General features: G+C 27.1%; 13 protein-coding genes. 1 reads left to right on the forward strand and 12 read right to left on the reverse strand.

The features are described from left to right. Positions 1-52: 52 nt before the first annotated feature. Genes BN1711_RS08815 through BN1711_RS08825 form a run of 3 tightly spaced genes read right to left on the reverse strand, consistent with a single transcriptional unit; the run spans position 53 to position 2003 of the window. Complete coding sequence (locus tag BN1711_RS08815; RefSeq protein ID WP_050607788.1) at positions 53-712, reverse strand: ABC-2 transporter permease; 660 nt, start codon at positions 710-712, stop codon at positions 53-55. Between the two features lie 15 nt (positions 713-727). Beyond that, on the reverse strand, positions 728-1579 hold the full coding sequence (locus BN1711_RS08820) for an ABC transporter ATP-binding protein (RefSeq protein WP_050607789.1): 852 nt from the start codon (positions 1577-1579) through the stop codon (positions 728-730). Then, positions 1572-2003: a GntR family transcriptional regulator gene (locus BN1711_RS08825; RefSeq protein ID WP_050607790.1), complete on the reverse strand. Its 432-nt coding sequence runs from the start codon at positions 2001-2003 to the stop codon at positions 1572-1574. The genes BN1711_RS08820 and BN1711_RS08825 overlap by 8 nt, the downstream gene beginning before the upstream one ends. Before the next feature lie 92 nt (positions 2004-2095). Between BN1711_RS08825 and BN1711_RS08830 the strand changes: the two genes are divergently transcribed. Further along, positions 2096-2560, forward strand: coding sequence for a pyridoxamine 5'-phosphate oxidase family protein (locus tag BN1711_RS08830; RefSeq protein WP_050607791.1), 465 nt, complete (start codon positions 2096-2098; stop codon positions 2558-2560). Between the two features lie 89 nt (positions 2561-2649). Here the strand turns inward: BN1711_RS08830 and BN1711_RS08835 are convergent, their stop codons facing one another. From BN1711_RS08835 to BN1711_RS08875, 9 genes are all read right to left on the reverse strand, one after another. Next, on the reverse strand, positions 2650-3003 hold the full coding sequence (locus tag BN1711_RS08835; RefSeq protein WP_050607792.1) for a NifB/NifX family molybdenum-iron cluster-binding protein: 354 nt from the start codon (positions 3001-3003) through the stop codon (positions 2650-2652). Positions 3004-3075: 72 nt separating this feature from the next. Beyond that, entirely contained in the window at positions 3076-3966 is an 891-nt protein-coding gene (locus BN1711_RS08840) for a DegV family protein (protein WP_050607793.1), read from the reverse strand. A 173-nt stretch (positions 3967-4139) separates the two neighbouring features. After that, positions 4140-4937, reverse strand: a complete 798-nt coding sequence (locus BN1711_RS08845) for a CPBP family intramembrane glutamic endopeptidase (RefSeq protein WP_050607794.1) — start codon at positions 4935-4937, stop codon at positions 4140-4142. Positions 4938-4982: 45 nt separating this feature from the next. Then, positions 4983-6701, reverse strand: a complete 1719-nt coding sequence (locus BN1711_RS08850; protein ID WP_050607795.1) for an ABC transporter ATP-binding protein — start codon at positions 6699-6701, stop codon at positions 4983-4985. Between the two features lie 135 nt (positions 6702-6836). Next, positions 6837-8234: a peptide MFS transporter gene (locus BN1711_RS08855; protein ID WP_050607796.1), complete on the reverse strand. Its 1398-nt coding sequence runs from the start codon at positions 8232-8234 to the stop codon at positions 6837-6839. A gap of 309 nt (positions 8235-8543) precedes the next feature. Further along, positions 8544-10007, reverse strand: a complete 1464-nt coding sequence (locus BN1711_RS08860; RefSeq protein WP_050607797.1) for an aminoacyl-histidine dipeptidase — start codon at positions 10005-10007, stop codon at positions 8544-8546. 119 nt (positions 10008-10126) lie between these two features. Beyond that, positions 10127-10708 carry a manganese efflux pump MntP gene (locus BN1711_RS08865; protein WP_050607798.1) on the reverse strand — a complete coding sequence of 194 codons (582 nt, stop codon included), beginning with the start codon at positions 10706-10708 and terminating at the stop codon, positions 10127-10129. A 218-nt stretch (positions 10709-10926) separates the two neighbouring features. Beyond that, positions 10927-13119 carry a DNA topoisomerase III gene (locus BN1711_RS08870; RefSeq protein ID WP_050607799.1) on the reverse strand — a complete coding sequence of 731 codons (2193 nt, stop codon included), beginning with the start codon at positions 13117-13119 and terminating at the stop codon, positions 10927-10929. Between the two features lie 164 nt (positions 13120-13283). Beyond that, on the reverse strand, positions 13284-13652 hold the full coding sequence (locus tag BN1711_RS08875; RefSeq protein ID WP_050607800.1) for an HsmA family protein: 369 nt from the start codon (positions 13650-13652) through the stop codon (positions 13284-13286). Positions 13653-13875: the final 223 nt, after the last annotated feature.

Here is a 13875-nt window from a genome sequence, read left to right on the forward strand (position 1 = left end):
TTCTGGATTTCATATAATTGTTCTTTTTTATCTGTAAATCTTTGGTAACAAATTAAAATTCTTTTTTTTGTATTTTTCTTGACAAAAGATAAGAACCACTTACAAGCAAAGCAGAAATACCTAAGTTTGTAAAAATAAATATTACAGTATTGGAATGGAAATAATTAATAGTTGTCATAACACGAGTGTAAAAAACATTATTTTTCATTAAGTAATTCACAAGTGGAATACCAATGACAAAACAAGCTATATAAGGTAATATTGCCATTATACTTGCTTTCGAGTATTCAAACTTAAAGTAAAATGGATATTGAATGCTGATAAAAAACAAGGCAATAAATGTTAATATTAATAAAAATTCAATTCCATATACCCAATCAATACTTCCTTTAGAAATCACAGAAAGTACAATAAAAATTATAAATGATACAATAGCAGTAAGAGCCACAATAATAAGAGAAAACAAATATCTGCTCAATATATTTGCAGATTTCTTTATTGGCAAAATACCATACAGTTTTCCAAAACTACTACATTCAGAAATAGAAAATACAATATTTAACATAAAAACAACAAAAGTTAAAGTAACTATCATACTTGTACCCAAATCAGCTACTATCCCAAGAATAACTGGAATAATCATAAAAAAAATCATAAATTTAGCAAGGGGTTTTATTGTATAAAAATCTAGTTTAATCAAATTTTTAATCATTGTAGTACTTCTCCTTTACTTTTTCAAATCTATATGAATTAAAATTTCATCAATTATTGCTTTTTCAATAATAATATCTTCTGTAATGTATTTCATATTCTGAACATCTAACAATGCTGAAAATCCAGTTTTTCGTCGTTGAATACCTATTAAATGGTTTTCCATTTCAGAACTTAATTCTTCAACACCACCTTTAGCAATGCAATATCTTTCAAAAAGTTGGTCTTTAGTTCCTGTATAAAATACTTTTCCATTGTTTATAATAGTAAGAAAGTCCGCAATATTATCTAGGTCTGATGTTATATGTGTTGAAAAAAGGACGCTATTGTTTTCATCTTCTATATACTCTAAAAGAATATCTAATAATTCATCACGAGCAACGGGATCTAGTCCACTTGTTGGCTCATCTAAAATCAACAATCTTGCCTTATGAGATAAAGCTACCGCTAACATAAGTTTCATTTTCATACCTTTGGAGAGTTCCTTTACTTTTTTATTCTGCAATAGATTAAGTTTTTTTAAATAAGTATGAAATGTATTTGTATCCCATTTTTTATAGAACGGAGAGAGTGCTGACTCTACATCTGATATTTTCCAATCTTCCACAAAAAACAAATTATCAAATACAACCGCTATATCTTGTTTAAAGTCATAAGTATCCATTATATCATTTCCAAAAATTTTTACTAAACCATTATCTTTTTCTAATAATTCTAAAATCAGCTTTATAGTGGTGGCTTTTCCAGTCCCGTTTTTTCCAATTAACCCCATAATGAAGCCCTTTTGCAGGGAAAATGGAATGTTATTCAACTTAAAATTATTGAATTCTTTCGTAAGATTATAAACTTCTAGTACATTGTTATTCATGATTTAACTCCTCCATTAAAAATTGTAATATTTGAATTAGTTCATCATCTGATTTCTTTAGAATCTTGGCACATTTTCTTATTTCTCTAAAATGCTTTTCAATACTATTTAACAATTTTTCTTCTATAACATTTCGATTAATTTCTTTTACATAACACCCTTTTCCTTGAACAATCATAATATACCCGTCATTTTCTAAATCTGTATAAGCTCTGGTGGTTGTAATTACGCTTACTTTCAATTCTCTTGATAAGTGCCTAATGGATGGGAGAAGTTGTCCCTCCGATATATTACCTGATAATATCTCCTCTTTTATTTGTTCATAAATTTGTTGATAAATAGGCATATATGATGAATTTTGTATAATCATTTCATAAGCCTTTGTCAATAATAAGCATACAAATCTTTTAAAATAAATGCACATTATTAGCTTTATACGTTTATGAATTTCTTTAACAATTCTACCTTTATTTATTGTATAATAGATTTATATCCTAAATAAGGAGTGATTTAAAATTGTTTAAAAAGATGAGAAGAAAAGATAAAATAATTTCTAAAGATGATATTATATTTATACTAAACAAGGGTAATTTCGGAATACTATCTACCGTAGATACTAATGGATATGGTTATGGAGTACCTTTAAATTATGTGTATAAAAATAATTCTATTTATTTTCATTGTGCTCCTGTTGGTGAAAAACTTGAAAATATAAAAAATAATAATAAAGTTTCTTTTTGTGTAACTAATAATGTCGAGATACTTAATTCTAAATTTGATACAAACTATGAAAGTGTAATAATCTTTGGAAAAGCTTACGAAATTTTTGGACAAGAAAAAGATGAAGCACTTTTATATCTTATTGATAAATATTCTAAAGATTTTATGGATGAAGGAAAGAAGTATATTGAAAATTCCAAAGATAAAATAAAAGTTATAAAAATTGACATAGAACATAGCTCTGGTAAAGCTCAAAAATAAATATTTTATAAAACAAAAATACTATTAAATAAACTAATTTTAGTTAATTTAATAGTATTTTTATAGATAATTAAGTATATTTTTATTATCTATTTGTGATGATCACCATGATAATTGCACATCACCTTTTTATCTTGTAGTTCTCCGTTTAAATATTTTTCTACTACATCCTCAATTTTTCCTGATGCTCCTCTTATAACTTTTAACCCTTCTTGCTTTAAAGCATCATAAGCTCCTTGACCAATGCCTCCTGTAATAACTAATTCTACTCCTTCCTCTACTAATAATTTAGATAAACCTCCATGGTTATGTTGTAGAGTTTCTGCAGAAATTTCTTTAACATTTTTAACGTTATCATCTTCTATAGTCATTACAGCAAAACTTTTACTTTTACCAAAATGCTGATTTATATTTTCTCCATTTTTAGGCATTGCTATTTTCATCTATATCACACTCCAATAAATAATTTATATTGGTATGATAACACATTATTATTAAATTTCCAATAAATGCGTTTATATATCTATAATATGATTTTGCCTATGTTTTCCCATAAAGAACACTGCAAGAGCACCCGGTCCTCCATAGGTTCCTACTACTGGTCCTACATAATTTATTATTATTTCCTTAACATTAATTGATTTTAAGATTTTTTGCTTTAACTTTTCTGCGTCTTCTATACATTCTCCATGACAAATGCAGACTACTGATTCTTCTGGATTTTCAATTTTTTCTATTACAAACTCAGCTAGTTTAGATATAACCGCTTTTCTTCCCTTTGCCTTACGAATAACTATAACTCTTCCTTCATCATTTAATGTAAGAATAGGCTTTATATTTAGCATTTTTCCAACTAGAGCTGCTGCAGTAGAGATTCTGCCCCCATTTTTTAAATACTCCAAGTCATCTACTGTAATATAAGTATTTAATTTAAGTTTATTATTATTTAAAAACTCAACAATCTCATCAATAGTTGATCCCTTTTCTTTCATATTTAAAGCAACATCCACTGCAAGACCTTGTCCTAATGAAGCTGTTAATATATCTACTATTTCTATTTTTGCATTAATATATTCATCTAATATCATATTTTTAGCTATATTGGCACTATTGTAAGTTCCACTTAAACCTGAAGATACACAGACGTATAATATATCTTTATCTTGTTTGATATATTTTTCAAAAATTTTATAAAAAGCATCTGGACTTGGTTGTGAGGTCTTGGGAATTTCGCCCTGTCTCATTCCTTCATAAAACTCTTTATAAGAAAGGCTTTGTCCAAAATCATCCAAATATTCTTTTCCTTTAAAACTACAAGTTAATCTAACATACGGTATATTATTATTTTTTATATATTCACTTGGTAAATCACAACAAGAATCTGTCATTATTATATAATTCTTCATTCACAATCTCCTTTTTTTAAAATTTATTTATATAAATAATATATCAAAAATTGCGAAAAAATATAATATACTTTTATTATTATCTCTAAAATATATAAAAACATGTATTAATAATTTTTTTCTACAAAATACATGTTTTCATAAATATATTGATAAAATTTTTCTAACTATTTTTAATCATATATAACTTTTCTATTTCTTAAGAAAATAAACATACATAAAGAAGAAATAAAAATTCCAATAAATAATTTTGTTAAACTGAATTTCTCAGAATAAATGAAAGGACAATATGCTGTTATCCAGCAGAAAAAGTTGTTTGCAAAATGCATAAACATACAAGGTATTAAAGAGTTAGTCCTAAAATATATAATTCCAAGTATAATACCTATAAAAAAAGCATTTATACCTTGAGTTAAATTAAAATGAAATACTCCAAACATCAAACCTGATATAACTATAGCATTTATTGCTCTATATTTTTTTAGTAATCCATCTAAAATTATTCCTCTAAATATTATCTCTTCAAAAATAGGTGCTACTAATACCATAGAAATAAGAGCTGCTATTGGAGTATGTAACATTTCCTCAAAAATTTTTGAAACCCAAGTATCATTTATAAATTTTGAAACTAAAATTCCTAAAGTGTTATCGTAAAAAAGCATATAACCAAATAAAATTAATAATATAAACATATACCCTTTCAATTTTAAGGTATTATTTAATAGAAGTTTATGATTATTATCTTTATTGTATTTTGTCACAAACAACACATATCCTAAAACACTAGATAATATATTTTTATAATTTTCTAAATAGACTACATTAGGTTTTACTATTTTTGCTATATAAAAAATAATATTTATAGGTATGGATACTAAAAATCCATATGCTAATACCATAAACATAATAAAAAGTGCCCCTTTTATAGTTATCCCTGAGTTTAGTTCTAAATTTAAATCATTATTTTCCACATATATCCCCCTATCCATTAAAATTAATATTCTAATATATATCCTTTAAATTGAATTTTCTTTTTCTAATGTAGAATTTAATTTACTATATATACCTTCAAGTTCCATAAGTTCCTTATGGGTACCTTTCTCCTCAATTCCCTTATCTGTTAAAACTATTATTTTATCTGCATTCTTTATAGTAGATAATCTATGAGCCACTACTATAGTTGTCCTTCCTCTAGACAACTGTTCTAAAGATTTTTGTATCAAATATTCTGTAGCATTATCTAAAGCAGAAGTGGCTTCATCTAATATAAGTATAGGTGGGTTCTTTAAAAATACTCTTGCTATAGATATTCTTTGTTTTTGTCCTCCTGATAATTTTATTCCTCTTTCCCCTATATATGTATCGTATCCATCTGGTAGACTCTCGATAAATTCATGTATATTAGCAAGCTTTGCAGCTTCTATTACTTCTTCATCTGTAGCTTCCGGATTTCCATATAATATATTGTGTTTTATACTGCCTGTAAATAAAAAAACTTCCTGTTGAACCATTCCGATGTTTTTTCTTAAAGAATCTAATTTAATATCATAAATACTTAAGTTATCTATTAATATATCACCTTTATCTATATCATAAAATCTAGGTATTAAATTACAAATGGTTGTTTTTCCACCACCAGAAGGCCCTACTAAAGCAAAAGTTTTACCTTTTTCTATTTTAAAGCTTATATTTTTTAATATATAAGTATTCTCATCATATTTAAAATTTACATTTTTAAATTCTATAAAACCATTTACTTTATCTAAAGTTTTATCTCCCATATCATTTTCTTGTTCTACACTTAAAAGTTCAGTATATCTTTTAAAACCCGTTACTCCTGATTGGTATTGTTCTACAAAAGTAATTAATCTTCTAATTGGCATCATAAACATTTTTATATATAGAAGATAAGCAACCAGGTCACCAAAGTTAATATATCTGTTATAAACAAAATATCCTCCTAAAATTAATACCATTAAATTTAATATATCTATAAATATATACATTCCTGAAAAATAATCTGCCATAGCCCTATAGGATTCTTTTCTTGCTTTTACAAAGTGTTTATTATCTTTTTCAAACTTATTATTTTCAAAACTTCTATTGGTAAATGCTTTTGAAACCCTTATACCAGCTATGCTATTTTCAAGACCTGCATTAAGTTCTCCAATTTTAACTCTACTATCCATAAATGCCTTTTGCATTTTTAGTTTATTTTTAATTGAAAATATAATCAAAATTGGTATAAATGCAAAGGTTATTAAAGTCAGTGGTATGTTTATTGTGCATAAGATTATAAAAGAACCTATTATTGCAATTATTGAAATAAACAAATCTTCTGGTCCATGATGGGCAAGTTCTGATATCTCCATAAGATCATTAATTATTCTAGACATTATAACCCCAGTTTTATTTTCATCAAAATAAGAAAATGGCAATTTTTGAAGATGGTTAAAAACCTTTTTCCTCATATCTGCTTGAATTCTAACTCCTACCATATGACCCCAATATTGAATAAAATGATTTAAAAAATATTTTAAAATATATATTAAGAGTAAAAATGCTGCCCATATAAAAAGCAAATTTATTTTTCTATTGGGAATAATATTGTTTATAACTTGTCTAGTTACCATGGGATAAAATAAATCGCATAAAGCTACAACAAAAGCTGCAATAAGATCTAATATAAATAATTTTTTATGTGGCTTATAATAAGATATAAATTCTTTAAACATATATATATCATCTCCTTTCTTATTAATTATAAAAGCATTTTCATATATAAGTAAAATACTTTTATTAAAACATTATATATTACTATGTAAAAAAATTAAGGTAGAGAATAAAACCCTACCTTAATTTTTATTATTTTAATTATTTTCTGGCTCAGTAAGTGCTGTAATTTTCTTATTACAAGCAAATAATATACCCGCTCCTATAAGAAGTATGATTGGTATAGTTACAAACACTTCCATAGTTCCTAGCTTTGCTATTATTCCTTCCACATAACCTGATGCCTTTTGAGATATAAATGTAGCAAAAGACCACACACCCATTAACAATGATAAATATTTAGGAGGGGCCGTTCTACTTACTACAGATGTACCCAGTGGTGAAAAACACATCTCTCCTACTGTTTGGAAAAAAGAGAATAATAATATCCATATTATACTAGAGTGAGGTCCTGTATCTCCACCTCTCGCAATTTCGGCTCCTACCATAACTAAAAATGCTACAGCTAATAATATATAACCTAACGCTATTTTTTGGGTCATAGTAAAGTCCCCTTCTTTTCTCTTCTTGGCAATTTTCATCCAAAGCTTTGCAATTGCTGGTGCCAAAACAACACAAAGCAGTCCATTAAATGAAGTAGTTGTCCAAGTAACTGGCACTTTAAAACCACCTACATTAAAGTTAGTATATTTATCAACGTACAATAATATTGATGCCTCAGATTGGTTATAGAATAACCAGAAGAATATTGAGAACAATGATAAAATAAGAATAACTATAACTTGATTTCTTTCTTGTTTAGTTAAAGGTCTGTTTTTATCTTTATTGTTTGATTTAGTATCAATACCCAATGAAACTATATTAGGCTTCTTTCCTAAGTCACCTAGATCCTTACAGGTAAATAAAAATACAATTCCTGAAACCAAGCAAACCACTGCAGCTAATAAATAACATTGTCTAAATGCATAAGATACAATATTTCCAGAGGAATCTTTTATAGCTAAAAGTGAAGTAAACATATAACCCATTATAATAGATCCAACAAATGCACCTGCATTAACAAAAGAATAAACTATAGAATATGCCATATCTTTACGAGGATCATCTTTTTCATATAACTCACCTACTAAAGTATTCAAATTTCCTTTAAAAAATCCTGTACCAATAGATACTACTATGATAAGTGCATTAATCCATGCAGCACTAGTGGCAAAATAACCAAAAGCCCAACCCATACTCATAAGAATAGTACCTAAAAGCACACAATAACGTGGTCCTAACCACCTATCTGCAATGATACCACCAAATATTGGCGCTAGATAAGTAAACGCACCTAAATTTGCTGCAATAATTGTTGCCTCTGTTTTACTAATACCAATTCCACCTTTTGCTACTGCATAAGTTAGGAAAAGTACAAGCATTGGCTTACCCCCATAGTAAGCAAATCTCTCAAATGTAAAAGTCAATCCTAACCCATATAAGGCCTTAGGATGTTTCTGACTTTTTCCTGGTGCTACAGAAGCCTTTGTACTCATAAAACAATCCCCCTTTTTTAATATTTATACTGTATAATATAATAAATTTTAATAATTTATTATATTATACATATATCCCCACTTTATAATGACTATAATTTAGAAAAAATCAGAATACTTATTTTGATATACTTTTAGTTAATATTTGAATTATATGCATCAAATTACATATAATTCAATATATGTATATACTATTATAACATATTTTATAAATTTATATATAATAATTTTCATATTTGTAAGAAAATTATTATAATTTTATTTTTTCTATAAATTCACACAATTTATAAATATGCACCTTTCCTTAATCTATAAGTATTTTATTTCTTTTAATATCTCAAGAAAATATTTCCACGTCCTTTCTGTAGAAGATATGCTCAGGTGCTCACTTGGCGTATGAACTCTAAATATATCAGGACCTATGGATATACAATCTAATGATGGTATCTTTTCTATAAAAACACCACATTCTAATCCGCAATGATAAGCAGTTATCTCTGGAGTTTTATTATAAAGTTTTTCAAATACATTTTTACATAGGCAAAGTATTTTTGAATCTTTATTATAATTCCAACTTGGATATTCTGAATAAAAATCAAGGTTTGAATCAGTAATTCTACTTAAACATTTTATATTGTTTACCATATTATCTTTTAAACTATCTATAGAACTTCTTATACCACTTTCCAAAACTACCTCATAATCCTTAGTAGTAACTATACCTAAATTTGATGAACTTTCTACTAATCCTTCCATATGAGCACTAGTAGTTTGTATACCATCTGCAGTTAAATTTAAAGAAGTTATAACCTTCATAGTAGTATCTTTTGAGAAGGCTCTATCTAAAGTAACATTTAACCTTTCAAGTTCAACATATACATTAGGTTCTTTTAAATCTAGCTCTTTTTTTAAATTACTATCCCAAAGTTTTATTTTTTTATTTAACTTTTCTTCTAAATCCTTTTCTATTAGAATAGTTCCCTTTGAATTTATTGGAATAGCACTAGTCTTCTTTCCACCTTCAATAAAACATAAATTATAATCGATATCATCTATTAGATCATATAATATTCTTCCTAATATCTTGTTGGCGTTTCCCCTTCTTTTATGTATTTCTAATCCTGAATGTCCTCCTTGGAGGCCTCCTACATTTATATTAAAAGCAACTAATTCTGCTTTACTACGTTCCCAAGCTATAGGAATTCTTTGAATAGTATCTATACCACCTGCACTTCCAACTAATAATTTTCCTTCTTCCTCTGAGTCTAAATTAATTAAAATTTTTCCCTCTAACAGTTTTTCATCTATGTTAAGGGCACCAAACATAGATGATTCTTCCTCAGTTGTAAGTACTACTTCAAGTGATGGATGCTCAATAGTATCATCATCTAATAGCGCTAATACATAAGCTATAGCCAATCCATCATCGGCTCCTAAAGTAGTTCCTTTAGCATAGAGCATATCTTCCTTTATTTCAAATTCTATGGGATCCTTCTCAAAATCATGTTGTATGTATGGATGTTTTTCACAAACCATGTCCATATGTCCTTGTAATATTACAGTGGGTGCCGATTCGTATCCCTTTGTAGCTTCTTTTTTTATGATAATATTTAAATACTTATCTTGGATTACATTTAAATTTCTTTGTTTTGCAAAGTTAAAAATGTAATCACTTATACCTTTTTCATTACCAGATCCCCTTGGTATACTGGATATCTCCTTAAAATACTTAAATATTTTGTTATTCATAAGTTCCTCTAAGTTATTGTACATATACATTTCCTCCCTATTTTATATTTTTATTGTTATATCTTTTACATTAATTAAATTTATATAAAAAAGCAAGTACCAAAACCTTTTATTGAAAATTTTTAGTACTTGCTTTTTTAATTTTACATTATAGTATGCTCAATAAATATTTTTATTCCTATTAGTATTAGCACAGCTCCTCCCAAAAATTCTGCTTTTGTTTTCAAAAACTGCCCACATTTCCTACCTATTAAAACTCCTATAAAACAAATTATAAATGTTATTAGTCCAATTAGTATCGCAGATTGTATAATGGAAACTTTTAAAAATGCAAAACTTATTCCTACAGCTAAAGCATCAATACTTGTAGCTATAGAAAGTATTATTAAAGTTTTATTGCTTAGGGATTCCTGATTTTTATAGGCTTCACACTGAGATTCACCTTTTTTATTTTCTTTTAAGGTTTCGTATATCATTTTTCCTCCTATAAACCCTAATAATAAAAATGCAATCCAATGATCTATTTCTGTTATATAATTTTGAAACTTTACACCTAAAATCCATCCCAATAAAGGCATAAAAGCCTGAAAGCCTCCAAAATAAACTCCTATTTTAAATGCATCCCCTTTTGTTACTTTTTTTAATACAGCCCCGTTAGTGATAGATACTGCAAAAGCATCCATAGACAATCCAAATGCTATGAATATAATGGTTAAAAAATCCATATAATATCCTCCCTCAATTTAAAAAATAAAAAAAGACACATGTATAGCAAATACTATACATGAGTCTCATTATTCAAGACAAGCCAGACTTTCGTCAATATGTTGACTATGCCACACAATAAACTGTGCTAACTACTCCCTCATATATTTATGGAATTTATATTATTTATAAAATACTTAAAAAATTATACAATAATCACATATATATTTCAATATAATTACTTTAAATTTAGCTTAGCTAAAGCATCCTTTAAAGCTGAATTAATGGGTTCTTCTGTTTCTTGTTTCATTTTCTTCATATATTTCGCTACATCCCTTTTATTTAATTTATTATTTTGCTTAAATCTTTTATTAAAGGAAGATAGTTTTTCTCTAAAGTTACAATTTGTGCATACATATATTTGACCTTCGCCTTGCCCTCTAAGTTCTAATTTTTTATGACATTCAGGGCATCTTACATTGGTAAACCTACTTATATTCTCCCTGTGACCGCACTCTCTGTCTTGACACACAAGAATTATTCCATTTTTGCCTTTTACTTTTAACATATACTTACCACATTCAGGACACTTTGTTCCGGTTAAATTATCATGTACATATTTATCATTGCTATTTTTAACATCATTAACTAGCTTTGAAGAATACTTTCTCATCTTACTTGTAAATTCACGTTGACTTTCTATTCCTTTACTTATAGCTTCTAATTCCTTCTCCCAACTAGCTGTCAGCAATGGAGATTTTAGATCTTTAGGAACTAATTCCACTAATTGCTCTGCTTTTGAAGTTGGTATTATCTCTTTTCCTTTTTTTTCTATATAAAAAGTATTATAAAGCTTTTCTATTATATCTGCTCTAGTAGCAACAGTACCAAGACCTCCTGTTTCTCCTAAAATCTTTGAATTTTTTTTATCTAATTGTATATACTTTTGAGGATTCTCCATAGCTGAAAGTAATGTAGCTTCATTGAATCTAGCTGGTGGTTTAGTTTTTAATTTATTTATATTAACAGATGTAAATACTATACTATCACCTTTATTTAATTTAGGTATTATTTGTTCTTTAAGGTGTTGTTCTTCTTTATTATCCTCTTCTAATTCTTCAAATTTATCATATAAAAGTTGCCATCCTTTAGATTTTACTGTTTTTCCCTTTGCTATAAAAATTTCATTTTCTACTTCTGCTTTTATGGTAGTTTGTATATATTCAAAGGGAGGTAACATAATAGATAAAAATCTTTTAACTACTAAATCATAAATATTTCTTTCTTCTACACTTAACTTAGATAAACTTGGAGTTTTTTCTGTAGGAATTATAGCATGGTGATCTGATACTTTACTATCATCTACAAATCCTTTATGTGCATTTATTTTACCTTTTAATATTTCTCTTGTAAATTTACTATAAGAACCTATAGATATGGCATTTAATCTTTCCCTTAAAGTACCTACTACATCCTTAGTTATATATCTAGAGTCTGTTCTAGGATAGGTTAATATCTTATGATTTTCATATAATCTCTGCATTATAGATAAGGTTTGTTTAGCAGAATAAGAAAATATCCTATTTGCATCTCTTTGAAGTTCTGTTAAATCATAAAGTGCTGGTGAATACTTTTTCCTATAACTTTCATTTATATCTATAATTTCCCCAGTTTTATTTTTAATTTTTCCTTCTACCTTCTTAGCTTCACTATAGTCGAAAGTATTAAAATGACCTTGATTTTTTTGCCACCTCATAGTAATCCCTTTAGCTATAGCTTCTATACTATAATAATCTTCAGACTTAAAATTTTTAATTTCTTCTTCTCTTTTAACTATCATAAAAAGTGTTGGCGTTTGAACTCTTCCAGCGGAAAGTTGAGCATTATATTTACAAGTTAAAGCTCTTGTTACATTAAGCCCTACAAGCCAATCTGCTTCCGCTCTACATACTGCAGATTTGTATAGATTCTCATAATTTTTTCCATCTTTTAAATTTTTGAATCCATCCAAAATAGCCTTATCTGTCTGAGAAGATATCCAAAGACGTTTTATTGGTTTTTTAAATCCTACTTTCTCAATAATCCATCTTGCTACTAGTTCCCCTTCACGACCAGCATCTGTAGCTATAATAAGTTCATCAATATCTTTTCTTGTCATAACTCTTTTTACTTCTCCAAAGTGTTTTGAAGTTTTCTTTATAACTGTTAACCTCATATATTTAGGTAACATTGGTAGCGTATCCATACTCCATTTTTTAAATTTCTCATCATAACTTTCTGGATCTGCTAAAGTTACTAGGTGACCTAAAGCCCAAGTTATAATATATTTATTTCCCTCTAAATAACCATTTCCTTTTTTATTACATTTTAAAACTTTAGCTATATCCCTGGCTACACTAGGTTTTTCTGCTAAAACTAAGGTTTTTGCCATAATCTTATCTTCCTTCCATATTTAATTAATAAACTCATAAAAATAAGGATAGATAAAATTTTCCTCTATCCTTAATAATCTATATTATACTATTAAATGCTTAAAATAAACTATATATATTATTATATATCTTAAAGCTTCAACTTTACAAGCTATAGTCTACATTATTTTGTCATTCCATAAATAGCTCCAGATAAAAACGGAATTAACCAAATAACCCATACTACAATACTAAATTTATGAAATTTAATTTTCATATCTTGTTCATTTTTTATCAAAACTATTGTAGCCCATACTGCGTGAAAAAGCATTAATAATATAGCTAGAAGTCCCGTTACACCATGAAAATTAAGCTTAAAACCTATACCTGCAATTTTACTCATAGCAGAAGTTCCTAAAGTATCACATAAAAGTCCTACCCAAAATATTACTACATGCCATTTTTTTAATGTTCCTTGTTTTTTTTCACTCCAAACACCTATAGTGTAAAACACTAAAGCTAAACTGATAAAAATTATTGCATAAGCCAACATATTTTTCCCTCCTAAAGGTTATGAACTGAGTTCATATAATTTTATAAAAAAATTCCATCATTAAATAATGTAATTTTTTACTGCTAAATTTTTAATATGCTTTATTATAGTTTTATGTTGTAAATTTGTCAATAAAATTATTTATCCATTTTATGAAATGAAAACATTTAACAAGTGCTTAATTTATAATACATCTTCCTAATTATCTTTATATTATTAAACA

The sequence above is a fragment of the Clostridium niameyense genome, from assembly GCF_001243045.1.
Taxonomy (GTDB): domain Bacteria; phylum Bacillota; class Clostridia; order Clostridiales; family Clostridiaceae; genus Clostridium_F; species Clostridium_F niameyense.